We start from the raw sequence: 25,896 nt of genomic DNA, 5'->3' as shown, positions 1-25,896 counted from the left end.
GGATCGCGGGTTTACAGCCTCGCGGCTAGAGCGCGTCGTCGCCGGTCTCACCGGTTCGGATACGGATCGCGGCTTCGACCGAGGTGATGAAAATCTTGCCGTCGCCGATGCGCCCGGTGCGCGCTGCGGCCTGGATGGCCTCCACAGCCGCATCCACCCGGTTGTCGGATACAACCAGCTCGATTTTGAACTTTGGCAGAAAGTCGACGACATATTCGGCGCCGCGGTAAAGTTCGGTGTGGCCTTTTTGCCGTCCGAACCCCTTCGCCTCGGTCACCGTCAGCCCTTGCAGGCCGATTTCCTGAAGCGCCTCCTTCACGTCGTCGAGTTTGAACGGTTTGATGATCGCTTCGATTTTCTTCATGACAGAGCCTCCGTTCACGGCGGCACGCTAAGCGCGCGCCTGGCGCGTACAAGCTGAACCGGACGCGGTTTTGTGGAGTTTCCTTGCGGCGCCTGTTTATGAGGCGCCCGTGCACGCTGCGTGGGCGCCGCCGCCCCGAAAAGGATGAGTCCAATGATGGATCCACGACACGCCGTGCTTAGCGTCGACGCCATGGGCGCGGCGGACACCTTCGCCATGGAGCACGGCCGCTCCGGCGGCGCGCTCATGGACGCGGCGGGCGCGGCGATCGCCGGCGCAATCATGGAACGCTGGAGCCCGCGCCCCATCGGCGTGCTGTGCGGTCCCGGCAATAACGGCGGCGACGGCTGGGAGGCGGCCGTTCGGCTGCAGGCGCGCGGCTGGCCCGTGGAGGTTTTCGCCATGAAGTCTGCGGCGCAGCTTGAAGGCGACGCCGCGCGCGCCGCCAACAAATGGACAGGCGAAGTTCAGGGGCTCAAGGCGTGCGATCCCTCTCGCTTTGCTCTGGTCCTTGATGCGCTCTTCGGCGCCGGCCTGTCGCGCCCGCTGGAGGGTGAGCCGGCCCGCCTCGCCATGGCCTGCGTGGAGAGAACCGTGATCGCCGCCGATGTGCCAAGCGGCGTCCACGGGGATCGCGCCCGCCCCGATGGCCCGGCGTTCACAGCCGCGCTCACCGTCACCTTTCATCGCTACAAGCCCGCCCATGTGCTGTATCCGGGCCGCGCGGCCTGCGGCGAGATCGTGCTGGCCGAAATCGGCGTGCCGGACGGCTGGATGGACGAAGCGACTCCCGTGGCCGAGCACAATCACCCGGATCTCTGGAATGTGCCGGGTCTTCACATTGACGCCGACGCCCACAAGCATCAGCGCGGCCGGCTCTGCGTCCTTTCCGGCGGCCACGGCGCGTCCGGCGCCGCGCGGCTTTCGGCGGAAGCCGGCCTCAGCGCCGGCGCCGGCTATGTCACGCTGCTCTGCCCGCCCGATGCGCTCACTGAATGCGCCGCGTCCATGCGGGCTGTCGTTACCCGCGCTTATAATCCCGCCGCTGACTTCTCCGGCGTTCTGGACGCCCATCGCGCCCAGGCGGCGGTCCTGGGACCGGGCGCCGGTCTTACCGGCGACACGCGTCGCCGCGTGCTTCAGGCGTGCGGGCAGGGCGCCGCGCTGGTGCTGGACGCCGACGCTCTCACTGTCTTCGAGGACGATCCTGCAGCCCTTTACGACGCGCTTCATGAGCGCTGCGTGCTCACCCCTCACGCCGGAGAGTTCGTCCGGGTGTTTCCAGCGTCCGCCGAAACGAGCGACGCCAGCGGCGAATCGTCTGGCGAGAACAAGATCGAGATCGCGCGCAATGCCGCCTCGCGCGCCGGCGCGGTGCTGGTGCTGAAAGGCCCGGACACCGTAATCGCCGCGCCGGACGGTCGGGTGCGGGTGAACACCCACGCCTCGCCGCGGCTGTCCACCGCCGGGACCGGCGACGTGCTCGCCGGCCTGATAGGGGCGTTTTTGGCGCAAGGGGCTGATCCCTTCGATGCGGCCAGCGCTGCGGTCTGGATCCATGGCGACGCCGGGGGCCGCATGGGGCCGGGCGACACCGCCGCCGGGCTGGCGGACGGGCTGGCGCCGGCGCTGCGACATGTGCGCGACCTGCAATCGCGCAAAGCGGCCTTGCGCCGTCTGACCCAGCCGAGGCGCTAGCCGAGGGGCGCGCGTTTGCGTATAGCCGGACGCGCACGCCCGCCGGCTCTTCCCGCCCCAAGGACCGATATGTCTGACGAACCCAAACTCTCCATGACCGATGAAGAAGCGCTGGCCTTTCACAGCGCCGCCCCGGCCGGAAAAATCGCGCTGAAACCCACCAAGCCCATGGCGACCCAGCGCGATCTCGCGCTGGCCTATAGCCCGGGGGTGGCGGCGCCGGTGCGCGCCATCGCAGCGAACCCCGACGCGGTCTACGACTATACCTCCAAGGGCAATACGGTGGCGGTGGTCTCCAACGGCACGGCGATTCTCGGGCTTGGAAATCTCGGCCCGGCGGCCTCCAAGCCGGTGATGGAAGGCAAGGCGGTCCTGTTCAAGCGCTTCGCCGATATCGACGCGTTCGATCTGGAGATCAAATACACCGACGCTGACCGCTTCATCGATTGCGTCGCCGGCTTCGGCGACACCTTCGGCGGCATCAATCTGGAAGACATCAAGTCTCCGGAGTGCTTTGAAATCGAACGCCGCTTGCGTGACGAGCTGGACATACCCGTCTTCCATGACGACCAGCACGGCACCGCCATTATCGCAGCGGCCGGACTGATGAACGCGCTTCACCTGACGGATCGCAAATTCGAGGACGTTAAGGTGGTCCTGCTGGGCGCCGGCGCGGCGGGGCTTTCGGTGCTGGAGCTGATCAAGTCGCTGGGCGTGCGCGACGAGAACGTCACCGTCGTCGACGTCAAAGGCGTCGTCCACGACCAGCGCAATGACCTGCACGACAAGCTGCGCAAGCACGCCAGGCGCACCCATATGCGCACACTGGACGAAGCGATGGTGGACGCAGACGTGCTGCTGGGTCTTTCGGCGGGCGGGATCGTGAAGCCGGACATGGTCAAGACCATGGCGCGCGATCCGATCATCTTCGCCATGGCCAATCCGACGCCGGAAATCATGCCGGACCTGGTGCGCGCGGTGCGCTCCGACGCGATCATGGCCACCGGGCGATCCGATTTTCCCAATCAGGTCAATAATGTATTGGGCTTTCCTTATATCTTCCGCGGCGCGCTGGATGTGCGCGCGACCACCATCAACGAGGCGATGAAGCTCGCCGCCGCCCGCGCGCTGGCCGATCTGGCGCGTCAGGACGTGCCCGACGAGGTGAGCACGGCGAACCAGTCCGGGGGTCTGAAATTCGGCCGCGACTACATCATTCCCTCGCCGTTTGATCCGCGCCTGATCAGCTTTGTGCCGCCCTATGTGGCCCAGGCGGCTGTGGAATCCGGCGTGGCGCGAATTGCGCTGGCCGACGAGCAGACTTACCGCCGTTCGCTCGCCCGGCGTCTGGACCCCACCGCCGCCCTGCAGCAGCGCGTCACTGACGCCATCAAGGGCACCGACAAGCGCATCGTGTTTGCTGAAGGCGAGGAGCCGTCGGTCATCCGCGCCGCCCACGCTTTCCAGAGCCAGGGCCTTGGCCGGGCCGTTCTGGTGGCGCGCGAGGGCGTGGCGCGGGCGAACATGCGCGAGCTGGGTCTGCCCGAAGGCGAGCTGGAGATCTGGAACGCCAGGCTGTCCGACCGCAACGCCGATTACGCCGACTGGCTTTATAAGCGCCTGCAGCGCCGGGGTTATCTGCGCCGGGACGTGCAGCGCCTGGTGAATAACGACCGCAATGTCTTTTCCGCCTGCATGCTGAAATTCGGCGACGCCGACGGCATGGTCACCGGGGTGACGCGCCATTTCACCAATTCGCTCGCCGACGTGCGGCTGGTGCTGGACGATGCGCCGGGCAAGACGGTGATCGGCCTTTCAGTGGCGCTGGCGCGCGGGCGCACGCTGGTGATCGCGGACACCAATGTGATCGAGTTTCCAGACGCCACGGGCCTGGCCGACATCGCAGAGGCGGCGGCCCATGCGGCGGCGCGTCTGGGGCTCGAGCCCCGGGTGGCGTTCATGAGCTATTCCACCTTCGGCAACCCGCCGGGCGACCGGACGGAGAAGGTTCAGGCGGCCGTTCAGCTCCTCGACCAGCGCGGCGTAAGCTTTGAATATGAAGGGGAAATGGCCGTCGACATCGCGCTGGACCCTGACCACCACGCCGCCTACCCGTTCTCGCGCCTGTCTGATTCCGCCAACGTGCTGGTCATGCCGGCGGTGCACTCGGCGTCAATCGCCACGCGGCTTCTGAAGGCGGCGGGCGGGGCGACCGTCATCGAGGGGCTGTTGATTGGATTGGAGAAATCGGTGCAGGTGGCGCGGGTCGGGGCGAATGTGTCCGACATCGTCAATCTGGCGGGGATGGCGAGCTATGATCTGACCGGGGACGGGGTGATCTCCGCCGAGTAAGCGGGCCGGGCGACCGGGCCGAAAAACCGCGCCGGGTTATCCACGCGACGGTGTCGTGGGACGCTGTGTTTTGCGGTTGAACCCCCGGGCGTAAGTCGTGAAGCCGTTCATCTTCGCCCGGCTCATTCAAAGCCGGCGGCGCCGCAATTTCGAATTCGCCATGGAAGCGGCGGCCGGTTCGGCCTAGTTTCACCCCCACGCTGCGACGCGAAGGACCGCCCATGGCCGCCGGCCGCTCTTCAAGAGACCTCACGCAAGGGCCGGTGTTCGGCCATATCATCCGCATGGTCGCGCCCATGAGCTTCGGCATCATCGCGATGATGCTGGTGGGGATCACCGACTCGTACTGGGTGGGCAAGCTGGGCACCGCCCAGCAGGCCGCCGTGCAGTTCGTGTTTCCGGTGTCGATGCTGGTGATGAGCGTCGCCATCGGGCTCGGCGCCGGCGCGGTCTCGGTGGTGGCGCGCGCGGCAGGGCGCGGCGATGGCGGGCGCACCAGGCGGGTCGCCACCGACGCGGTGACCCTGTCCTTCCTCATCGTCGCCTGCGTCTCGGCCCTGGGGATCGTGATGATCGATCCCTTGTTCACCGCCATGGGCGCGACGCCGGAAATGATGCCGTTTGTGCGCGACTACATGGTGATCTGGTTCGCCGGCATCGTCTTCGTCGTCGGCCCCATGGTGGCGAGCAACATTCTTCGCGCGCTGGGCGACGCGATCCTGCCCAGCGTCATCATGATCGTCGCCGCGATCATAAATATGGGCCTCACGCCGCTGTTCATTTTCGGCTGGGGACCGATCCCGGAAATGGCGGTTCAGGGCGCCGCGCTGTCGTCGCTGGTCGCCAATTTCTGCGTCTTCCTGATCGCCATGGCGCTTCTGGTGTTCCGCGAGAACCTTCTGGACCTCTCCTGGCCCGGCTTCCACGAGATCTTCTGGAACTGGCGCGAGATCGCCCGCATCGGCGCGCCGGCGGCGGGCTCCAACATGATCGGCCCGGCCTCCAGCGCCATCGTGCTGGCCTCCGTGGCGCGCTTCGGCGAGGCGGCGGTGGCCGGGTTCGGCGTGGCGATGCGGGTGGAGGCCTTCTTCATCATCCCGCTCTTCGCCCTGTCAGGCACGATCGGTCCCATAACCGGCCAGAACGGCGGCGCCGGGCTGACGGACCGCGTGCGCGAATCATTCGCCAAGTCCTTTCTGTTCTGCCTGATCTGGGGCGCAGGCATGGCCTGCATCCTGTTTTTCCTGGGCGATTATCTGGCGCCGCTCTTCCTGCCCAGCGTGGACGGCCAGGTGGTGGCCTCGGTCTATTGGGACATCGCCCCGTTCACGATCTTCGGCTACGGAATCGCCATGGCCGCCGCCGCCGGCTTCAACGGCCTCGGCCGGCCGCTCTACGGTGTCGCGATCAACGCCGCGCGCGGCTTCGTGCTGATCGCGCCGCTCGCCTGGATCGGCGGCACGGTCGGCGGCGCCACCGGCGCCATCTGGGGCGTCTTCGCCGCCAATCTGATCATCGGCGCCGCCGCGGCCTTCTACGTGCTGAAACTCGCCCCGCTCACCGCCGAAGAAGGCCGCCAGCGGCCGGCGGCGAAAGCGCCGGACGGCGTGGCGCCCGCCCCCGGCCTCGCGGCGAAGGACCCGGCGGAGTAGGGGACTTTTCGGGTTCCGATTGAGCCGCGGCGCCTCCGATCCTTGGTGTCGTCCCCCGCAAGCGGCGGAGGATATCTGATCGCCGCAGGGGATAATCTTTGACAGACGCTCCTCTTCACCCACAGCCAGCCATTTTCGCAGCGCGCCGGACGGGTCAAGGCCGCGCCTTCGGCGCGCCGCTCCGCGGCTGAGCTTGACCCCGTTTTCGGGCCACGGGGAGTTGGAAGATCCCCGTGTCATGGCGCCAGGGCGGGCTGCGTGAGCCCTGACGCTTTTCGTGCCTCCGCAGGCGTTCGGTAGCCGATGGCGCTGTGCGGACGCTCGGTGTTGTAGTCTCTACGCCATCGCTCGCATTTTCCGCGGGCGTCGGCAAGATTCATGAACCAGTGGGCATTAAGGCATTCCGCGCGAAACTTGCCGTTCAGGCTCTCGATGAACGCGTTATCCGTAGGCTTGCCGGGCCGGGAGAAGTCGAGCTCCACCCCATTCGCATAAGCCCATAGATCCAGATCGCGCGAGATGAACTCGGGACCCTGATCGACGCGGATGGACTTGGGATGCCCGTGGCTGGCGCAGATGCGCTCGAGCACGCCGACGACGTCCGCGCCGGTGAACCGCTCGCGAGGTTCGATCGCCGGGACATACCGGGTATACGCATCGATCACGGTGAGGATCCGCAGCCGGCGGCCGTCGTAGAGTTGGTCATGAACGAAGTCCATCGCCCAGACCTCGTTGGCCGTCACCGGATCCGATCGCCCCTCTCGGAGCTTCGCCTTCACCTTCCGCTTCGGCGTCTTATTCCTCAGCTGCAGTCCCATCTCGCGATAAAGGCGATAGACCCGCTTGGCGTTCACCGCCCAGCCTTCCCGCTGAAGCAGGACGTGGATACGCCGGTAGCCGTAGCGAACCCGGGTCTCAGCGATCTCCCGGATGCGCTGGCGAAGCTCTTCCTGGGAGCCGCGCTGGGACTTGTACTGGTAGGTCGAACGATCGGCCCTGAGAACCTGGCAGGCGCGTCGAACGCTGACCCGCCAGGCCGCACGCAGATGATCCACCAGCTCTCGCCGGCGCGCGGGCCTCAGAGCTTTCGGCGCAGAACATCCTGAAGCATCTCCTTGTCCAGCGAGAGATCCGCCACGATCCGCTTCAGGCGACCGTTCTCTTCCTCAAGCTGCTTCAAGCGCTTCATCTCCGACGGCATCAGACCGCCATACTTCTTTTTCCAGTTGTAGAAAGTGGCTTGGCTGATCCCCGCTTTGCGGCAGACCTCTTCCACACGCGTGCCTTCTTCGGCTTGGCGCAGAATGAACGCGATCTGCGCCTCAGTGAATTTTGACCGTTTCATCGGCCTTCTCCTCGTACCAGCAGCCCAAGCCGCTAAACGAGAATTTTCCACTTTTCCGTGGCCGAGAAAACGGGAAGCAGGTCAGATTTGATTCTTCGTCGGCTCGCTTCGCAGGGCGTGACCTTTAATAAATTCGAAAAAATTATCGAAGCAGTAGATGCGCTGAAGGTGTAACACCTAATCCAGCTCCACAGCCTCCACGCGCCCATTCTCCAGCACCAGGGCGATCTCGCCGCGTTTGAGCTTCAGGGCGTCTTCGCCGAAGACCTGGCGGCGCCAGCCTTGGAGGGCGGGGATGTCGGCGTCGTCGTCGGCGGCGAGGAGTTCCAGGTCCGGGACGGTGGCGATAAGGCGGGCGGCGACGCCCTCCTGTTCGGCGACGACTTTCAGGAAGACTTTCAGGAGCTCCACCACCGGTCCGGTATTGCCGGCGGGGGGCGGGCGCTTGTCGATCTGCGGCGCGTGGGCCTTGGGATCGGCGAGGACGGTCTGGAGCCGCTCGATCAGGCGCTCGGCGGGTTTGGAGCGTTCAAAGCCGCGCGGCACGGCGCGTAGCCCGGCGAGCTCGTCGGTGGTGGTGGGCGCGGCCTGGGCGAGCTCGTAGAGCCCGTCATCCTTCATGATGCGGCTGCGCGGAATATCGCGGGTCTGGGCTTCGCTCTCGCGCCATTCGGCGGCGGCTTTCAGGGCGGCGAGATATTTCGGGGTGGTTTTCCTGAGCTTCAGGCGCTTCCAGGCGTCCTGCGGGTCCATTTTGTAGGTCGCAGGATTGGAGAGCAGGCGCATCTCTTCGGCCAGCCAGGCGTCGCGGCCGGCCTCGGTGAGCTTGTCCTGCAGGATCGGGTAGAGATCGCGCAGGAAGGTGACGTCGCCGAGGGCATAGACCTTCTGCTTGTCGCTCAGGGGCCGGCGCGACCAGTCGGTGAAGCGCGAGCCCTTGTCCACATCGCCGTCCAGAAGGATGCGCACCAGATTGTCGTAGCTGATGGAATCGCCAAGCCCCACGGCCATGGCGGCCACCTGGCTGTCGAACAGGGGCGCGGGGATGAGCCCGCCGCCCAGATGGTAGAAGATCTCCAGATCCTGGCGGCAGGCGTGGAAGACCTTGAGAACGCGCTCGTTCTTCAAAAGGTCGAAGAAGGCGGTGAGGTCGATGCCCTCGGCCAGCGGGTCGATGAGCACCTCGCGGTCGCCGCCGGCCGCCTGGATGAGGCAGAGCTGGGGCCAGAAGGTGCTCTCGCGCATGAACTCGGTGTCCACGGCGACGTAATCGGCCTTCGCCAGGTCGGCGCAGGCGGCGTTCAGCGATGAGGTGTCGGCGATCCATTCCATGGGCGGGGTAACTAGACCCATACGCCGCGTTTGGCGAGCGGCGCTTTCACGCACCCTTTCACGCCCCCGTTCACGCTGTCGTTCACGCTGTCGTCTCGCGCCGGCGCACCAGCATCCGCCAGGCGAAGAACAGGCCCGCCACCGCTGACCCAAAGGCCACGAACCAGAAGGCGGCCTGCACCGGCAGGCCCAGCCTTGCGAGGAAGAACAGCACGAAGGGGCCGATTGTCGCCGCGGCGCCGTTGAGGATGCCCGCCGCCGCCAGAAGCCGGCCCCGGCGCTCGGGATCGGCCCGGCGCTGGGCCATGGCCTGCAGCGGCACCAGGAACAGCCCGCCCGACACCGCCGCGCCGAACAGATCGATCATCACGCGCCGGTTGGCCGGGTCGGCCAGGAAGGCGGGCAGGGCGGTGAGGTCGCCCGAGGGCGCCGCGCCGCCGGCGTTCAGCGCCAGATCGCCGGCGAAGATCACAAGGCCCGCCGCGCCGATGACGGTGAAGATCAGCGCGTCCTCGCCGCGATTGAGAACCCCTGTGGCCAGCGCGCCCAGCATGGCGCCCAGCGTGAACAGCACCTGGAAGAAGGCGACGACGCTTTCATCGGCGCCCAGCACATTGCGCGCAAAGAGCGGCAGCACGGTGAGCACCGCCGCGCTCATCATCCAGAACCACGCCACGCCCAGCGCCGGGCGCAACACGTCCGGCGCGCGCCACAGAAAGCCCAGCATGCGCGCGGTTTCCGCCACGATATTGGCGCTGACTTTGAGCGACGGGTCGAAGGCCGGCGCCGGCGCGCCCTGGCGCATGCCGATCCAGCCGCAAATCGCCACCACGATGAGGATCGCGCCCACGATGAGCGGCCCGCCGGCCTGGGCGATCAGCAGGGTCGCGCCGATGGCGCCGCCCAGGATCGCCACATTGATGGCGCCGGACATGACCGCGTTGGCGGTGACCAGCTCTTGCGGCGCCATCAGGGTCGGCATGGCCGAGGTGCGCGCCGGGATGAAGAAGGCGGTCTGCACCCCCATCAGGAACAAGACGCCCAGAAGCACGAAGGGCAGGGAGAAGATGAAGCCCGCGGCCGCCGCGATCATCAGGAAGATCTCGATGAATTTGAGCACCCGCATGATCTTGGTGCGGTCAAAGCGGTCGGCCACCTGTCCGGCCACGGCCGAGAACAGGAAGATGGGCAGGGTGAACAGGGTCGCCGCGATGGGCGTCATCTGGTCGGGCGGCAGATCAAAAACGGTGAGGCCCTGGAAGGTGGCGAGAACCACCAGCGACCAGCGGAACAGATTGTCGTTGAAGGCGCCCAGCACCTGGCCGATCCACATGGGCAGATAGCGGCGCTGCGTCATCAAGGAGGCGGCGAGTTTCAGGCTCATCTAGCGGCCCTCCGCCTCAAGCGCGCGGGTGCGCGTTTCGATCCGGTCTTCAAGCTCGGCCATGAAGGCGTCCTTGTCCATTCCCGGCGCTATGGGCTCGAGAAATTCCACCACGGCCCGGCCCTTGCGCTTGAAAAAGCTCTGGCGGTCCCAGCACAGGCCCAGATTGGTGGCCACCGGCGTGCAGGGGCGCTGCAGCCCGTCATATAGCCGCCAGACGCCGGTGCGGTAGCGATGGCGCTCGCCGATGGCGGAGAGATGGCCTTCGGGATAGATCAGCACGTCGCGGGGGTCCTCGCGCAGCTGGTCGATGCCTTGCTGAAGCCGCGCGCGGGACTCCTCGCCGCCGGCGTTGGACAGGCAGATCGCGCCGATCTTGTTGAGGATCCGGCCCACCAGCGGGAATTTCAAGAGATGGTCGCCGGCCACAAAGGCGATGCGCGCCACCTGGCTGAGCATCACAAAGCCGTCGCCCCAGCTCTGGTGCTTGGCGGCGATCACTGCGGCCTCCTCCGGCAGGCGGTGGCGGCCGCGAATCTCCACGGTGATCCCGGCGATCCATTTCATCGCCGCCACCTGGGCCGAGCCGTACATCTGCAGGCCCCAGCCCAAGAGCTTTCGCCCCGGGACCAGCGCCAGAAGGCTGCAGGCGATGGCGAACACGATCGTGATCAGCCAGTAGGCGATCTCGTAGCCGATGGAGCGGATCCAGGTTTCAACATCGGTCCTGGCCATGGCGGGCCCTCCGGTGGTGCTGCGGGTCTCGTGGGTGACATCGGTCATGGCCTAAGCCTCCTTCAGGGCGGCGTGGGCGGCGCGGGCCAGGCTGGCGGCGCGGTTCACCATCAAGATGGAAAAGCGCCCCGCCATGCGGTGGGCGGCCGGCTGCAGCACCACGCCCAGGGCGGCGGCGGTCTTGATCTCGGCGTTCCCGCGCGGGCAGTCGCCGTCCTTCATGGCCTGCGCGATGCGCTTTGCGATCAAAGTGGTGGGGTCGGGCCGGCCCGGCGTGTCGGTGCGCCCGAAGCGGAACATGTGGGTGATGTGATACTCAAACAGCACCCGGTCCTCGTCGGCGGCCTTGCAATAGGCCGCCACGACGCGCTGCACCGCAGCGTCGAAATCCTCCGCGCCGTCCAGCGCCGCAGCCACCAGTGTGTAGATGCGCGCATGGATGGTCTCGAACAAAGCGAGCGCCAGAGCGTCCTTGTTTGAAAAATGGCGATAGATCAGCCCCTCGCTCACCCCGGCGGCGGCGGCGATCTCGCGCGTCGTGACCCCGTCCACGCCGTTCAGGGCGAACAGGGTGAGGGCGGCGCGCTCGATGCGCGCCTTGGCGCTGCCGTCAGCGGCGGTTACGCCGCGCACGTCTTCGCCTTGAAGGCTCGTCTCGCTCATCCCGTGTGACGCCATCGTCGGGTCTCCCCTCTCCATGCCGACTCGTACGAGTCGCCGGCCATAAATGTGAGTGAACGCTCACTCACAATGGAAGCTTTGCCTCAAGCGGGGGGCGGCGTCAAGTGTGAGTGAGCGTTCACTCACATTTTCGGGCGCTGCGGGATCTCAGGTGGGCCGGTGTAAACGTCACTGGGCCGAAGCGGGCGGGTTGGTCAGTAGGGGCCGCACAGGAGCCGCACTGGAGTCGCACTGGGGCTGATCGGGCGCGGCCAGGCCGGATTGGGCCGGAGAGAGCCTCGAGATGGCTGCAGGGGCGCCGCGAGGTGGAGGCCGTGCGTGGGGGTGCGGGGCCGGGATTGGGGCCGGAATGAGAGGAATAGCGCGAGGTCCGGCGCGCGGGGCTTGCACACGGAACTGCATTTGTCGGCGGCGCCGGGCCGCGCCGGCGCCGGCGCGCCTCTTAGTGCGGCGTGGGCGCCGCCCCCCGCCGCGCCAGGGCTTCAGCTTCGAGGGCGCGGGTGCGGGTTTCCACCACGCGCTCCAGCTCGGCGATGAAGGCGCGTGAATCCGCTCCGGGCGTCAGGGGCGCGAGGAATTCGATGATCGCCTCGCCGGGGATCAGCCGGCGCTCCTGTTCCGGCCAGAAGCAGCCCAGATTTGTGGCCGCCGGAACCACCGGCCGCTCCAGGGCGCGGGCGAGCTTCCAGACGCCGCGGCGATAGCGCTTGCCGTGCCCGACTTTGGTGAGCCCGCCTTCGGGAAAGATCAGCGCCGGGCGGCCGTCGGCGGCCAGACGCGCCACGCCCTCGTCGAATGCGCCGGCGGCGCGCCGCCCGGCGGCGTCGTCCACCACTACCGCCTCGGCCTTCTTCAGATACAGCCCCGCCACTGGAAAGCGCAGCATGTGATCGCCGATCACATAGGCCAGCTGCGGATCGCGCGCGAGGTGGGAGAGCCCGTCGCCATAGGACTGGTGCTTGGCGGCGATGATCGCCGGGCCGAGACCTGTGAGATGATGCAGGCCGCGATAGGTGATCCGCACGCCGCAGACCCGCAGCCAGCCGCGAAACAGCTGCGCGAACACTCCCACCGCCCACACCGCCGGGCCACGCCCGGGCAGGAGCAGCAGAGGCAGGCACAGGATCGCCAGCCCGCCGGCGATGGCCCAGAAGCCGTATGTGAAGATGGACCCGCGCATGGCCGTGACCCTTGTCCTGTTTGCGGCGCGCCACAAGCTTGGGCGCGACGCAGTGAAGGCGGCCGCCACGGCTTGTCCCCGCCTTGACAGAAGCGCCGGTTTCCTTGCTTTTCCGCCCTTCCCAATACGCCGACCTATTCGAAACGGATTTTCCATGCACGCCTATCGTACCCATACGTGCGGAGAGCTCCGCAAGCCCGATGTGGGCTCCACCGCGCGGCTGTCCGGCTGGATTCACCGCAAGCGCGACCATGGCGGCTTGCTGTTCGTGGACCTTCGCGACCATTACGGCCTGACTCAAGTCGTGCTGGAGCCGGATAATCCCAATTTCAAGACGCTGGAGCGCCTGCGCGTGGAAAGCGTGGTTCAGGTCACCGGCGAGGTGGTGGGGCGCTCTTCCGAGACGGTGAACGCCAACCTTCCCACTGGCGAGGTGGAGCTGCGGGTCGTGGACCTCTCCATCCATTCCGAAGCCCAGGAATTGCCGCTGCCCGTGTTCGGCGAGCCGGACTGGTCGGAAGAAGTGCGGTTAAAGCACCGCTATGTGGATCTGCGCCGGGAGAGCCTGCACAAGCGCATCGTGCTGCGCGCGCAGATCATCGACTCGCTTCGCCGCCGCATGGTGGAGCAGGGCTTCCTGGAATATCAGACGCCGATCTTGACCGCGTCCAGCCCTGAAGGCGCGCGCGACTTCCTGGTGCCGTCGCGCCTTCATCCGGGCAAGTTCTACGCGCTGCCCCAGGCGCCGCAGCAGTTCAAGCAGCTGATCATGGTCGCGGGCTTCGACAAGTATTTCCAGATCGCGCCGTGCTTTCGCGATGAGGACGCGCGCGCCGACCGCGCGCCGGGCGAGTTCTACCAGCTGGACATGGAGATGAGCTTCGTCGAGCAGGAAGACGTGTTTCAGGCGATCGAGCCGGTTCTGGCGGGCGTGTTCCGCGAATTCGCCGCCGGGCGCACGGTCTCCGACGACGCCTTCCCGCGCATCCCCTACGCCGAAGCCATGCGCAAGTACGGCTCCGACAAGCCGGATCTGAGAAACCCCATCGAGATGGAGTCCGTGACTGCGCATTTCGCCGGGTCGGGCTTTAAAGTCTTCGCCGGGATGATCGAGAAGAACCCCAAGGTCGAAGTCTGGGCGATCCCGGCGCCGAAGGGCGGCTCCCGCGCCTTCTGCGACCGGATGAACAGCTGGGCCCAGCAGGAAGGCCAACCGGGTCTCGGCTATATCTTCTGGCGTGAAGAGAACGGCGCCATCGAAGGCGCCGGCCCCATCGCCAAGAATATCGGGCCGGAGCGCACCGAGGCGATCCGCACCCAGCTTGGTCTTGAGCCGGGCGACGCGGTGTTCTTCGCCGCCGGCCAGCCGAAAGACTTCGCCAGCTTCGCCGGGAACGCCCGCAACCGGGTGGGCCGCGAGCTGGAGCTCTATGAAGACAATGTCTTCAAGTTCTGCTGGATCGTCGATTTTCCCATGTATGAATGGGACGAAGAGAACAAGAAGATCGAGTTCTCCCACAACCCGTTCTCCATGCCGCAAATGGACCCCGACGCCTTCATGGCGCTGGATCCCAGCGATCACGAGGCGCTGATGGGCATGAGCGCCTATCAGTACGACATCGTCTGCAACGGGGTGGAATTGTCCTCCGGCGCGATCCGGAACCACCGCCCCGACGTGATGCTGAAAGCGTTCGAATACGCCGGCTATGGCGCGGACGTGGTGGAGGAGGCGTTCGGCGGCATGCTCAACGCCTTCCGCTACGGCGCCCCGCCCCACGGCGGCATCGCGCCGGGCGTGGATCGCATCGTCATGCTGCTGGCCGGCGTGGAGAATCTGCGCGAAGTGGTGATGTTCCCGAAAGACCAGCAGGCCCGCGACCTGATGATGAACGCCCCGGCCTACGCCGAGCCGCGCCAGCTGCGCGAATTGCATCTGCGCACGGTCATTCCCGACGAGAAGAAGTAGGGGCGGCGTCGCCCGCGTTCGAAGCGCAAGGGCCCCGGCGGAAACGCCGGGGCTTTTTTGTGATTTTTCGCAGCTCGCAGCTCGCCGCGTTGAAGGTCGCGCCTTTGGCGCGTTCTCCAGAAGATGTGGTGGCTCATTTACCCGCCTCAGTAGAAAAAACACACAATTTTAGAGCCTAAATTAGATTGACTCGCTTTCGGGTCGCTCGCAAATTATGCACGCGTGGCCACGCACCAGTGTGAACCTAAATTACTGGCGCCACAGGCAATGCCCCTGCGCTTATTGGCATCACTTTCGCTCCGGTCGCCGCTCTTGCCGCGAACCAAACCGCGAATGCAATTGTTGGTGCTGTAGGGCAGTAGCAATCGGGGCGGCGGCGGTCTCGACAAGAGTGTCGCCGCTCCATTCGCGAGGAGAAAAAATGTCCAATTCTTTATACAGATGGATTTGGTTTTTCGTCGTTATGGTTCTCATCTACACGCTCTCCGGGCGGGGATGGTTTGATGACCTGCGTCCAGTCACCTTGGCTCTGGCGGCGTTGGGTTCGATGAGCCTTACGGCCGTTACTATTCTGGGTTCTGAATACCTTCTTAAGAGAGCCGGCCTCGTGCACGAGTCGAGCAAAGTGGAAGAAGGCGAGCGAGACGTTCGATAACCTGTTCCCGAGCTTTCCTCCGCCTGGGGGTGCGGGAGAGCGCGGACCCTTGCACCCTTTGATCTGGCGGCAGGGACAAGACGATCGGCTCAATAGTCGACACAATCACGCCGCTACAACGCTTCAGCTCCGGCACGCCCCTTGCTCCTGTCCTCGTATCGGACGCCCATGCGTCCCGCTTTGTGACGGGGAGCCCCTGATGACCGAGCCTGTCCTGATTGACTGGAATGACGACAAACGTTCGGAGTTTCGAAACGGCGTGACGGTGGCTCGTCACCGCCTGCACCTGGCGCCGGAATTCACCGATCTGGCGCTTGCGGCGCTGCTGAACCGGCATCCGCGCGCGCTCACTGACTTTTGCACCATGGGCGACGACCCGGCTGACCGCGAGAGCTGGCGGGCGGGCGATCCCGGCGCCATGAGCGGGAGCGAGCTTCTCGAGGCGGTGCGCCAGGGCAAGCTCTGGATCAATCTGCGCGAGGCGATGAACACCGATCCGGTCTACAAACCGCTGTTCGAGGCTTTGTTCTCCCAGCTGAAAAAGCTCAATCCGGGCTACAAGCCGGTTCGCGCCTATGGCGGCATCCTGATCAGCTCTCCGAAGGCGCAGGTCTTCTATCATTCCGACGTGTCTGAAACGCTGCTGCTGCACGTGAAGGGCCGCAAGCGCTTCCGGATCTATCCGCCGCGCGGTCCCTGGCTGTCTGAAGCCTGCATGGAGAACATCCTGCACAGGACCCAGACCGAGGACGTGCCGTTTGACCCGGATTGGGACGCGGACGCGGCCACGGTGGATCTCACCCCCGGCGATTTCGTCGCCTGGCCGCTCCATGCGCCGCATCGCGTGGTCAATCTGGAGGGGCTGAACGTGTCGATCACCTGCGAGGTGGTGACGCACGAATCGGTGATGAAAAACGCCGTCCTGCACGCCAACGGCGCCCTGCGCCGCATGGGGATGGAGCCGCGCTCCACGCGCAGCGACGGGCTGCAGGCCTATGGCAAGCTCGCTTTGTCCAAGACATGGAAGATGATGGAGAAACTCACCGGACGCGCCAGCCGGCCGCTGCCCAAGAGCGACTCCACCTTCGACATCGATCTCGCCAGCGACACCGGGTTTCGAGATCGCGCCGCCGCCTGACCTGTCAGGAATTTTAGTTGGGGGCGCGCGGGCGTGTCTCTAGTCTCATCGCGGGGGCCTTGAGACTGGAGACACGCCCGTGATGCGTTTGAAGATCGCCGCCGCTTTCAGCGCCGCGTGCGCCGTAGCCTTTATCGTGTCCGGCTCCAGCTTCGCCCAGCTGCCGGCGCCGCTGGAGGCCGCCCTGTCGGTGGAGGCCCGGGATTTGCGGCCCTCCAGCCTGGACTTCCAGCTAGAGACGGACGGGGAGGGCGTCACTGTGCGCGTGGACCTCGCCGACGGCGACGCCCGCTACACTCTGCTCGCCCCTTCCGAGAGCGATCTCACCGACGCCGAGCGCGAGATGTGGGAAGGGTTCCTCGATCCCGAAGACGACGCGTTTCGCGAGCCGGATGACGACGACGGCGAGCGCCGCAGTGTCGAGTTTCTCGGGCCTTTGAGCCTGCGCGGCGTTGTGGGATCCGAGGCGTCTCTGGCGCGCGAGGCCGACGGGCTCCTGATCTACAGCTTCACCCCGTTGGGGTTTCCCGGCGCGCAGGGCGAGGATGAGTCCATGGCCGCGATGATCGAACACCTGCGCGGTGAGATCGCCGTGGATCCTGAGCGCGGCGAGCCGGCCTGGCTGCATCTGTTCTCCACCGGCAGCTTCAAGCCGCACATGGTCGTGCGCATCAATGACTTCTCCATGCGCCAGATTTTCACGCACGAGGCGGCTCTGGGCGGTCCGAGGCTTGCGCGCATGGAGATGGCGCTGAACGGCTCGGCGGCGTTTCAGCGCTTTGAGCAGTCCATGGTGGTGGCGGTGTCCAACATGGTGTTCGACCCCGCGCCCGGGCAGCCCGGCGATCTTGGCGAAGGCGCGGAGTCGCCCTAGCTAAGGGGTATGGCTCTCAACCTCATCAAACTCTGCGTCGGGGCGGACGGAATCGAAGATCTTGAAGCCTGGCGCGATCAGGTGGCGCCGGGCGACCGTCCCATGCCTCACACGACACGCATGACGCCAAAGCGGGCCAAGGAGCTTTTGGACGGCGGCTCGCTTTACTGGGTGATCAAGCGCGTGATCCAGGCGCGCCAGACCATTCTGGAGCTGGAAGAGTTCACCGACGAGGCCGGGATCAAGCGCTGCACGATCTGGCTAGACCGCGAGATCGTCCCCACCGCCCCGACGCCCCGGCGGCCTTTCCAGGGCTGGCGCTATCTCAAAGCCGAGGACGCCCCCGCCGACCTTTCGGTGCAGACCGGCGGCGAGGACCTTCCCGACGATCTCCGCCGCAAGCTGATCGAGATCGGCGCCTGGTGAGAGTTGGGGGCCTGTTTCTTCCCTTTCATCGAGAGGAGAAGCGCGCCGGCTCACACCGCCCGGTTGTCGATGAGCCGCGTCTTGCCCACGCGCACTGCGGCGAGCACGCGGGCGGGGCCCGACAGGCTGCCGTCCGGCAGGGCGGCGAGGGTTTCGGCGTTGCGCGCCTCGATATAATCGACGCTGTCGAACGCGGCTTCAGCGTCGCGTAGAGCCGCCGCCTGCGCGGCGTCAACCGCCGCCCCGCCCCGCAGGCTGTCTGCGAACTCGTTCAGGATGACGTTCAGTTTCGCCGCCCGCCGGCGCTCGTCTCCGGAGAGGTAGGCGTTGCGCGAGGAGAGGGCGAGGCCGTCGGGTTCGCGCACGGTTTCCCCGGCGACGATCCGTACGCCGAGATCGAGATCGGCCACCAGGCGCCGGATCACCAGAAGCTGCTGATAATCCTTTTCGCCAAACACCGCCGCGTCGGGGCGGACCTGATTGAGCAGCTTGGTCACCACGGTGGCCACGCCGGAAAAGAAGTGCGGCCGCGCCACGCTTTCAAGGTCTTCCGCCGGGCCTTTCAGGCTCACCATGGTGGAAAAGCCGCCCGGATACATGGCCGCGCCCGTGGGGGCGTAAACAAGGTGGCAGCCGGCGGCGGCGAGCTTTTGCGCGTCGCTTTCAAGGGTGCGCGGATAGGCGCTGAAATCCTCGCCCGGCGCGAACTGGGCGGGGTTCACAAAGACGCTCGCCACCACCCGGTCGCTGAAGGAGAGAGCCTGCGTCACCAGAGCGATATGGCCGGCGTGAAGCGCGCCCATGGTCGGCACGAAGCCCACCGACAGCCCCGCCTTGCGCCAGGCGTCGACGATTGCGGCGACCTCGCCCGGATCAAAGGCGGCGTCGAGGGGCAGGGTGGGGCGAGGATTCGTCACGGCGGGCTCCGGCTTCAATGGCGCGCGGACGCTAGCCGGGCTTTGCGCTGGCGCGCAAGCGGGCGACTCGCATTAGACATATATCCATGATGCGTCTTGCAGCCCTCTTGCTCTGTCTCGCCCTGACGGCCTGCGCCACCACCGCGCCGGCCCCGGACGCCGCGCGGCAGACGCGCGCCCAGGCGCTCGCCGCGCTGCTGCTCGAGACTGAAACGGCTGATCCGGCCCGCCTCGCCGCCGCCGAGCCTGAAATGTCGGCCCTGGAGGCCGCCCTGGTGCGGGCGCCGGCGATGTCGGATGCGCAAGCGCGGATGGAAAGCGCCCAGACGCCAGGGCCCGAAGTTGATCTCTCCGGCGCGCGCAGCGTCATGAGCGCGGTGCATCTGGCGTCCTATCGAGAGCCGGTCCACGCGGTGCGCGGCTGGGCCGAGCTGGAGGCGCGCCATGGCGGGCTCGCGGGCCTGCAGGCGCGCGTGTCGCAGGTTGATCTGGGCGATCGCGGCGTCTTCCTGCGCCTGAAAGCGGGACCGTTCGACACGCCCGCCGTTGCGGAGGCGGCCTGCGACGCGATCAAGGCGAGCGGGGAATGGTGCACGGTCACCGATTTCGCCGGCGAGGCCCTTTAAAGGCGCGAGTCCCGCGCGCAACACGTTTCACTTGCGCACAGTGTCTCTTTCTTGCCGCCTTCGCTTGCCCCATATGAATGGTGTATGCCGTTTCTCCCGCCGCCCAGTCAGGGATTCGCGCCGCCATGAGCCCGCTCGCCAGCGCAGACATCATCAAGGCCGCCAAACAGGCCGAGCCCGGTCCGGGCGCCGCCCATACAATCGTGGTGGGCAATGAGAAAGGCGGGGCGGGCAAATCCACCGTCGCCATTCATTTGGCCATCGCCCTCATGCGCATGGGCAAGGCGGTGGGCGTGATCGATCTGGATGTGCGCCAGGCCAGCCTGTCGCGCCACTTGCAGAACCGGCGCGCCTGGGCGGAAAAGCGCGGCGCCAAGCTGCCGATACCCGCCGAGGCCCGCCTGCCGCTCTCATCCGAGCGCAATCTGGACGCCGCCGAGGCCGAGGAGAAGGCCGCCTTCGACGCGGCCATCAAAGATCTAAAAGCGCGGTGCGACTATCTGGTGATCGACTCGCCCGGCGGCGACACCCATTACGCGCGCCTGGCCCATTCCATCGCCGATACCCTGATCACGCCGATCAATGACAGCTTTGTCGATTTCGCGCTTCTGGCCGAAGTGGACGCCGATACGTTCGAAGTGGGCCGGCCCAGCATCTACGCGGAAATGGTCTGGGACTGCCGCAAGCGCAAGGCCATGACCGACAAGCGGTCCATGGACTGGGTGGTGATGCGAAACCGTGTCTCGACCCTGGACGCCAAGAACAAGCGCCGGGTGGGCAAGGGCCTGCGCGCGCTGTCGGAACGCATCGGCTTCCGCCTGGCGCCGGGCTTTTCCGAGCGCGTGATCTATCGCGAGCTGTTTCCAACGGGGCTCACGCTCATCGACCTCACCGAAGCCGGATCGGCCATGACCTTCACCATGAGCCATGTGGCCGCCCGCCAGGAATTGCGCGAGCTTCTGATCATCCTGAAGCTTCCGGGCCTGGACGGCGCCCGCATCCCGTTCTGATGAGCATCATCTTTGGATTGCTGGCCGTCCTCGCCCTTCTGGGCGCGCTCGCCTATGCCTTCGCCAGGGCCGACAACCGCAAGGCCGCGCAGACCCTGCGCATCGTGCTGGGGGTGGGCGGTGTGGTTGTTGGCGGGCTTCTGACGGTTCGAGGTCTGGCGATCGCCGGCATTCCGATCATCACCGCGTCGCTGGGCTTTCTGGGCGTCGCCATGCGCGGCGGGGCCAAGCCGGGTGACGGGGCGGATCGCGACGGCGGCGCCAGGTCGCGCCGCAGCCCTGGTGCGCGCCCTAATCGCTCCATGTCGCGCAAGGAGGCCGCGCAAATCCTGGGCGTCGCCGAGGACGCGGACGAAGCCACGGTGCGCGCCGCCTATCGCAAGCTCATGAAACAGGTTCACCCCGACGCCGGCGGTAATGACGCGCTGGCGTCAAAAGTCCAGGACGCCCGCGATACCCTGCTGGAGTCGCCCTAGGCGTTCGGCGCCACTGTGAAGCACGGCTCGCCGCGGCGGGACAGGCGCTCACAGACGGCCCGGGCGGTGTCTGCGGAGAGGCCGGCATAGCGCGCCCGCCAGAGCCGGCTCTGACCGCTCTCGAGCGGCTGGGCGAAGGGGCTGGCGCCCTGCAGAAGATCCGAAACGCCCAGCTGGGCCACGGCGTCAAGCCGGGCGCGCGCGGCGATCTCGCTGGCGTAAGCGCCCACCTGGATCGACCAGCCGGCGGCGGTGGCCAGGCGTATCGGCGCGGCGTCGTTGCTGCTCGCCGCCGCCGCCACGTCCTCGGCGAAGGCGACCCGGGCGGGGGGTGCGCCGCCCCCGGCCGAGCCCATGGCTGTCGGGCGGATCATGCCGGCGAGCTCTGCGGTGAGGGTTTCCTGCTCGCGGATCGGGTTGAGCCGGGGAATGTTCAGCGCGGCCAGGCGAACCCCGGTGTCGCGCGCCTCCATGGCGGTGTAGGCGGCCTCTATCAGCTCGCGGGCGTGAGCGTCGCGCGCGCCGGAGCTGGCGCCGCCCATGACCACCGCGACCAGCGGGCGTCCGCTGCGCTCGGCGGTGACGGCGATATTGAAGCCCGAGGCGCGGATATAGCCTGTCTTCAGCCCTGTCACGCCCTCGACCCGGCCGACCAACGAGTTGTGCGTGGTGTGAGTCGACGCGCCCCAGCGAAAGCGGATCTCGGAAAAATAGTGGAAGAATTGCGGAAAATCCCGGCGCAGGGCGAAAGCCAGGCGCGCCATGTCGCGCGCGGTGGTGATCTGACCAGCGTCAGGAAGGCCCGAGGCGTTGTTGAAACGTGTCGCCGTCAGGCCCAGCCCGGCGGCGCGCGCGGTCATGGCGGCGGCGAATTGAGCTTCGTCGGCGGCTAGCGCCTCGGCGACCACCACAGCCACATCATTGGCGCTCTGAATGATGAGAGCGCGGATGGCGTCCTCCACCGAAATCGTCGTACCGGCGCGCACGCCGAGCTTGCTGGCGGGCCGCGAGGCCGCCTCGGCGGATACGGCAAGGGGACTTTCCAGTGTCAGCTCGCCGCGTTCCACCGCGTCGAACAGCATGTAGAGCGTCATCATCTTGGTCAGGGAGGCGGGGTGGCGCTGGGCGGTGTCGCGCACCGCGTGCAGCACCTCGCCGCTGTCCATATCGGCCACGAAGGCGGCGTAGCGTTCCTGCCCCACCGCCGGGGCGGTGAGGGCGGCGCAAAACATCAGTAACAGAGCAAGTGCGCGCGCGACCATGGGCCGAGCCTGCCTGACGAGCCCTTTCCGGCGCGTTAACTCAAAGAATATGCGGCGTTTTGTGCGCTGCACAAAAAGGACTTGAAATCCGGATCGGTAATGGGCATATTTGCTGCAGCTGCGAAGAGCGGCTGAACCAAGGAGCGAAGTGATGGCGAACGAAGAGACGCCGAAATCCGTGCCTGCCGAAACGCCCAAAGCCGATGTGACCGTCGCTGAAGCCGCCAAGGCCGATGTGGACGCCGCGAAGGCCGATACGGCGAAGACGCAGGCGGATGTCAAACCGCAAGCTCCGCAAGCAACATCCTCCCCGGCGACCGCTGAAGCGCCGGTGACCAAGGCGAAGACCGATCAGGTGAAGCCGGCCGCGAAAGCGCCGTCCAAGCCTGCAAGCCGGAAGCCTTCGCCCCCGCGCAAGTTCTCAGGAGAGACAATCATGGCCGCCGCCAAAAAAGACACCGCCAAAGAAACCTTCGAAACCGTCACCGCCGCCTCCAACGAAGCGGTGAAGGAAAGCTTCGAAAAGTCGATCAACGCGATGAATGAATTCAGCGCGTTCCAGAAAGACACCGTGGATGCGATGATCGCTTCGGCGACCACCACCTCCAAGTCGGTCGAGGAAATGAACACGTCCGCGCTCGCCTTCGCCAAGAAATCCATGGAAGACGGCGTCGCCGCCGCGAAGACCATGGCCGGCGCCAAGTCGGTGCAGGAGCTCATCGAGATCCACGCCGATTACACCAAGTCGACCCTCGACGCGTATCTGTCGGAAGTGAACAAGAACACCGACCTGATGAGCGCCCTGGTCAAGGACGGCTTCAAGCCGCTCAACGACCGGATGGCCGCCGCCGTCGAGATCATGCAGTCCGCTCGCTAAGGACTGTCCACAGGATTGTTTCGCCTCTCGGGGCGAAACTCCGTATCCTCCCTGACTGGCTCGGCGCTCCGGCGCCGGGCCATTTTTTTGCCTGTCGACAGGGGGCTGGCTGGGCGTCAACGCCGGCGCAAAGCGCGGCGTTGATGTCACGGCGGTGCGTTTGCGCTGCGCTCAATCCAACGCGGGGGCTTCCCAGCGACGGGGCGATGCATATTTAATCGTACATGAGATCATGCGACGACGGAGAAGGACACCGCGAGCGCCGAATGGCTGACCCTCGAAACCCCGGCGATCCTGGACGCGAAAGCGGCGTTGCGGTCAAACCGCGCACCCGCACGAAGCGGCCGTCCATGTATAAGGTCCTCTTGTTGAACGACGATTACACTCCGATGGAGTTCGTCGTCGAAGTCCTGACAAGGATTTTTCACAAGAACCAGGAGGACGCGACTCGCATCATGCTCCATGTGCACCAACATGGAGTCGGGGTGTGTGGCGTTTTCACCTACGAGGTGGCCGAGACAAAGGTCGCCCAGGTGATGGACGCGGCGCGCCGAGCCCAGCACCCTTTGCAGTGCACCATGGAAAAGGATTAGGCGCTTGCCCTCTTTCTCTCCCGCCCTTGAACGCAGCTTGCATCGCGCCCTGACGGTCGCGAACGAGCGTAAACACGAATACGCGACACTGGAGCATCTGCTCCTCGCGCTTTGCGAGGACGACGACGCCGGCGCGGTGATGCGCGCCTGCGACGTGGATGTGGATGAGCTTCGCGAGACCATGGCCGAATATGTCGACGACGAGCTTGACGGGCTCATCATCGATGACGGTGAGGACGCCAAACCCACGGCCGGTTTCCAGCGCGTCATCCAGCGCGCCGTGATTCACGTGCAGAATTCCGGACGCGACGAAGTGACAGGCGCAAACGTTCTCGTCGCCCTGTTCGCCGAACGCGAGAGCCACGCCGCCTACTTCCTCGCCGAGCGGGACATGACCCGCTACGACGCGGTGAACTTCATATCCCACGGAATCGCCAAAAAACCCGGTGCGGCGGAAACGCGTCCCGCTCGCGGGGCCGACGATGAAGACGCCGAGGAAACCGTCATGGGCGGGGAAGACAAGGACAAGGACGACGTCCTTTCGGCCTATTGCGTCGATCTGAACGCCAAGGCGCGCGAGGGCGGGGTCGATCCCCTCATCGGACGCGCCCATGAGGTGGAGCGCTGCATCCAAGTGCTGTGCCGCCGGCGCAAGAACAACCCGCTTCTGGTGGGCGATCCGGGCGTCGGCAAGACCGCCATCGCCGAAGGTCTGGCGCGCAAGATCATCGAAGGCGACGTGCCCGACGTGCTCGACGGCGCGGTGATCTATTCGCTCGACATGGGCGCGCTGCTGGCCGGTACGCGCTATCGCGGAGATTTCGAGGAGCGGGTGAAGCAGGTGGTCAAGGCGCTCGAAGCGCGCCCCCACGCCATCCTGTTCATCGACGAGATCCACACCGTGATCGGCGCCGGCGCCACGTCGGGCGGGGCCATGGACGCCTCCAATCTCTTGAAGCCTGCGCTTCAAGGCGGTGGTCTGCGCTGCATGGGCTCCACGACCTACAAGGAGTACCGCCAGCATTTCGAGAAGGACCGGGCTCTGGCGCGGCGCTTCCAGAAGATCGACGTGGTCGAGCCGACGGTGGACGACTCCATCAAGATCCTGCAGGGCCTGAAGCCTTATTTTGAGGACTTCCACGATATCCGCTTCACCAATGAGGCGCTGAAAGCCGCCGTGGAGCTGTCCGATCGCTATCTCGGCGACCGCAAGCTGCCCGACAAGGCCATCGACGTGATCGACGAGGCCGGCGCCTCCATGCGCCTGGTGCCCCAGAGCAAGCGCAAGAAGACGATCGGCGTCAAAGAGGTCGAAGTGGTGCTGGCCAAGCTCGCCCGCATTCCGGCCAAATCGGTCTCCAAGTCCGACGAAGCCGTGCTGAAGGACCTGGAAGGTACGCTGAAACGCGTGGTGTTCGGCCAGGACGACGCCATCGCCAAGCTGTCCAGCGCCATCAAGCTGGCGCGCGCCGGACTTCGCGAACCGCACAAGCCCATCGGCTCCTACCTCTTCTCCGGCCCCACGGGCGTCGGCAAGACCGAGGTGGCCCGCCAGCTCGCCGCGAGCCTGGGGGTGGAATTGCTGCGCTTTGACATGAGCGAATACATGGAGCGCCACACCGTCTCCCGCCTGCTCGGCGCCCCGCCGGGCTATGTGGGCTATGACCAGGGCGGTCAGCTCTCCGACGCGATCGACCAGCATCCCCACTCGGTGCTTCTGCTCGACGAGATCGAGAAGGCGCACCCGGATATCTTCAATATCCTGCTGCAGGTGATGGATAACGGCCAGATCACCGACTCCAACGGCAAGAAGATCGACTGCCGCAATATCATCCTGATCATGACGACCAACGCCGGCGCCGCCGACGCCGCCAAAGAGGCCATCGGCTTCGGACGCGGCAAGCGCGAGGGCGAGGATCAGGCGGCGATCGAAAAACTGTTCACGCCGGAATTCAGAAACCGTCTCGACGCCGTCATCGGCTTCGCCGGCCTGAAGACCGACGTGGTGGGCCGCGTGGTCGAGAAGTTCGTGCTGCAGCTGGAAGCCCAGCTGGCCGATCGCGGAATCACCTTCGAACTCACCGAGGCGGCCACCAACTGGCTCGCCCAGAAGGGCTATGACGAAAACTTCGGCGCGCGTCCGCTGGGCCGCGTGATTCAGGAATACGTCAAGAAGCCGCTCGCCGAGGAAATCCTGTTCGGTCAGCTCAAAAAGGGCGGCGTGGTGAAGCTCGACGTGGACGCGGCGGATGAGACCCGCCTCGACTTCGAGATCATCCCCGCCGACCGGCTGAAGAAACCGGTCAAGCCTAAGAGCGGCAAGAAGAAAGCCGAAGAGCCCGTGCGTTAAGCG

At 66.1% G+C, this 25,896-nt stretch carries 22 protein-coding genes; 13 read left to right on the top strand and 9 right to left on the bottom strand.

Annotation, left to right across the window (positions count from 1 at the left end):
* Positions 1–25: 25 nt before the first annotated feature.
* Complete coding sequence (locus ACWCOP_RS08360) at positions 26–364, bottom strand: P-II family nitrogen regulator (RefSeq protein ID WP_478247829.1); 339 nt, start codon at positions 362–364, stop codon at positions 26–28.
* A gap of 153 nt (positions 365–517) precedes the next feature.
* On the opposite strand from ACWCOP_RS08360, the gene ACWCOP_RS08355 reads away from it, so the two are divergent.
* The 3 genes from ACWCOP_RS08355 (at position 518) to ACWCOP_RS08345 (ending at position 6,066) form a co-directional block, all read left to right on the top strand.
* Positions 518–2,062, top strand: a complete 1,545-nt coding sequence (locus ACWCOP_RS08355) for an NAD(P)H-hydrate dehydratase (RefSeq protein ID WP_478247828.1) — start codon at positions 518–520, stop codon at positions 2,060–2,062.
* Between the two features lie 69 nt (positions 2,063–2,131).
* Positions 2,132–4,414 carry an NADP-dependent malic enzyme gene (locus ACWCOP_RS08350; RefSeq protein ID WP_478247827.1) on the top strand — a complete coding sequence of 761 codons (2,283 nt, stop codon included), beginning with the start codon at positions 2,132–2,134 and terminating at the stop codon, positions 4,412–4,414.
* Between the two features lie 221 nt (positions 4,415–4,635).
* Entirely contained in the window at positions 4,636–6,066 is a 1,431-nt protein-coding gene (locus tag ACWCOP_RS08345; RefSeq protein WP_478247826.1) for an MATE family efflux transporter, read from the top strand.
* Positions 6,067–6,302: 236 nt separating this feature from the next.
* Here ACWCOP_RS08345 and ACWCOP_RS08340 read toward each other — a convergent pair.
* The 6 genes from ACWCOP_RS08340 to ACWCOP_RS08315 form a co-directional block, all read right to left on the bottom strand.
* A protein-coding gene (locus ACWCOP_RS08340) for an IS3 family transposase (RefSeq protein ID WP_478247734.1) occupies positions 6,303–7,411 on the bottom strand; the annotation gives its coding sequence in 2 pieces (ribosomal slippage) (positions 6,303–7,147 and positions 7,147–7,411; 1,110 coding nt in all).
* 177 nt (positions 7,412–7,588) lie between these two features.
* The gene (gene rnd / locus ACWCOP_RS08335; protein WP_478247825.1) at positions 7,589–8,743 is read right to left on the bottom strand and encodes a ribonuclease D; all 1,155 of its coding nucleotides are present in this window, start codon (positions 8,741–8,743) and stop codon (positions 7,589–7,591) included.
* Positions 8,744–8,825: 82 nt separating this feature from the next.
* Positions 8,826–10,127, bottom strand: a complete 1,302-nt coding sequence (locus tag ACWCOP_RS08330) for an MFS transporter (RefSeq protein WP_478247824.1) — start codon at positions 10,125–10,127, stop codon at positions 8,826–8,828.
* Entirely contained in the window at positions 10,128–10,910 is a 783-nt protein-coding gene (locus tag ACWCOP_RS08325) for a lysophospholipid acyltransferase family protein (RefSeq protein WP_478247823.1), read from the bottom strand.
* A 3-nt stretch (positions 10,911–10,913) separates the two neighbouring features.
* Entirely contained in the window at positions 10,914–11,540 is a 627-nt protein-coding gene (locus tag ACWCOP_RS08320) for a TetR/AcrR family transcriptional regulator (RefSeq protein WP_478247822.1), read from the bottom strand.
* A 445-nt stretch (positions 11,541–11,985) separates the two neighbouring features.
* Positions 11,986–12,723: a lysophospholipid acyltransferase family protein gene (locus ACWCOP_RS08315; protein WP_478247821.1), complete on the bottom strand. Its 738-nt coding sequence runs from the start codon at positions 12,721–12,723 to the stop codon at positions 11,986–11,988.
* 154 nt (positions 12,724–12,877) lie between these two features.
* Here ACWCOP_RS08315 and aspS point away from each other — a divergent pair, with 154 nt between their 5' ends.
* The 4 genes from aspS (at position 12,878) to ACWCOP_RS08295 (ending at position 17,782) form a co-directional block, all read left to right on the top strand.
* Positions 12,878–14,689 (top strand): aspartate--tRNA ligase, encoded by a 1,812-nt coding sequence (gene aspS / locus ACWCOP_RS08310; RefSeq protein WP_478247820.1) that lies wholly within the window; start codon positions 12,878–12,880, stop codon positions 14,687–14,689.
* 854 nt (positions 14,690–15,543) lie between these two features.
* Complete coding sequence (locus ACWCOP_RS08305; RefSeq protein ID WP_478247819.1) at positions 15,544–16,482, top strand: hypothetical protein; 939 nt, start codon at positions 15,544–15,546, stop codon at positions 16,480–16,482.
* A gap of 79 nt (positions 16,483–16,561) precedes the next feature.
* Positions 16,562–17,356 (top strand): hypothetical protein, encoded by a 795-nt coding sequence (locus ACWCOP_RS08300; protein ID WP_478247818.1) that lies wholly within the window; start codon positions 16,562–16,564, stop codon positions 17,354–17,356.
* Positions 17,357–17,365: 9 nt separating this feature from the next.
* A complete protein-coding gene (locus tag ACWCOP_RS08295; RefSeq protein WP_478247817.1) occupies positions 17,366–17,782 on the top strand; it encodes a DUF1489 family protein in 417 nt (138 codons plus the stop codon).
* Between the two features lie 50 nt (positions 17,783–17,832).
* Here the strand turns inward: ACWCOP_RS08295 and panC are convergent, their stop codons facing one another.
* Positions 17,833–18,699, bottom strand: coding sequence for a pantoate--beta-alanine ligase (gene panC, locus ACWCOP_RS08290; RefSeq protein ID WP_478247816.1), 867 nt, complete (start codon positions 18,697–18,699; stop codon positions 17,833–17,835).
* 86 nt (positions 18,700–18,785) lie between these two features.
* Here panC and ACWCOP_RS08285 point away from each other — a divergent pair, with 86 nt between their 5' ends.
* From ACWCOP_RS08285 to ACWCOP_RS08275, 3 genes are all read left to right on the top strand, one after another.
* Positions 18,786–19,325 (top strand): SPOR domain-containing protein, encoded by a 540-nt coding sequence (locus ACWCOP_RS08285; RefSeq protein ID WP_478247815.1) that lies wholly within the window; start codon positions 18,786–18,788, stop codon positions 19,323–19,325.
* A 125-nt stretch (positions 19,326–19,450) separates the two neighbouring features.
* Positions 19,451–20,335, top strand: coding sequence for a division plane positioning ATPase MipZ (locus tag ACWCOP_RS08280; RefSeq protein WP_478247814.1), 885 nt, complete (start codon positions 19,451–19,453; stop codon positions 20,333–20,335).
* Positions 20,335–20,811 (top strand): DnaJ domain-containing protein, encoded by a 477-nt coding sequence (locus ACWCOP_RS08275; RefSeq protein WP_478247813.1) that lies wholly within the window; start codon positions 20,335–20,337, stop codon positions 20,809–20,811. The genes ACWCOP_RS08280 and ACWCOP_RS08275 overlap by 1 nt, the downstream gene beginning before the upstream one ends.
* Here ACWCOP_RS08275 and ACWCOP_RS08270 read toward each other — a convergent pair.
* Positions 20,808–22,073, bottom strand: a complete 1,266-nt coding sequence (locus ACWCOP_RS08270; protein ID WP_478247812.1) for a D-alanyl-D-alanine carboxypeptidase family protein — start codon at positions 22,071–22,073, stop codon at positions 20,808–20,810. The two genes, ACWCOP_RS08275 and ACWCOP_RS08270, sit on opposite strands and share 4 nt — an antisense overlap.
* 151 nt (positions 22,074–22,224) lie before the next feature.
* Here ACWCOP_RS08270 and ACWCOP_RS08265 point away from each other — a divergent pair, with 151 nt between their 5' ends.
* The 3 genes from ACWCOP_RS08265 to clpA all read left to right on the top strand — a co-directional run bounded on the left by ACWCOP_RS08265 (position 22,225) and on the right by clpA (position 25,893).
* Complete coding sequence (locus ACWCOP_RS08265) at positions 22,225–22,950, top strand: phasin family protein (RefSeq protein ID WP_478247811.1); 726 nt, start codon at positions 22,225–22,227, stop codon at positions 22,948–22,950.
* Between the two features lie 266 nt (positions 22,951–23,216).
* Positions 23,217–23,543, top strand: a complete 327-nt coding sequence (clpS, locus tag ACWCOP_RS08260; RefSeq protein ID WP_478247810.1) for an ATP-dependent Clp protease adapter ClpS — start codon at positions 23,217–23,219, stop codon at positions 23,541–23,543.
* Positions 23,544–23,547: 4 nt separating this feature from the next.
* Positions 23,548–25,893 (top strand): ATP-dependent Clp protease ATP-binding subunit ClpA, encoded by a 2,346-nt coding sequence (gene clpA, locus ACWCOP_RS08255; protein WP_478247809.1) that lies wholly within the window; start codon positions 23,548–23,550, stop codon positions 25,891–25,893.
* Positions 25,894–25,896: the final 3 nt, after the last annotated feature.

The sequence above is a fragment of the Apolloniradiicaulis salifontis genome (assembly GCF_053756655.1).
The sequence above is the reverse complement of the archived record's forward strand: the minus strand, read 5'-3'. Positions and strand labels throughout refer to the sequence as shown.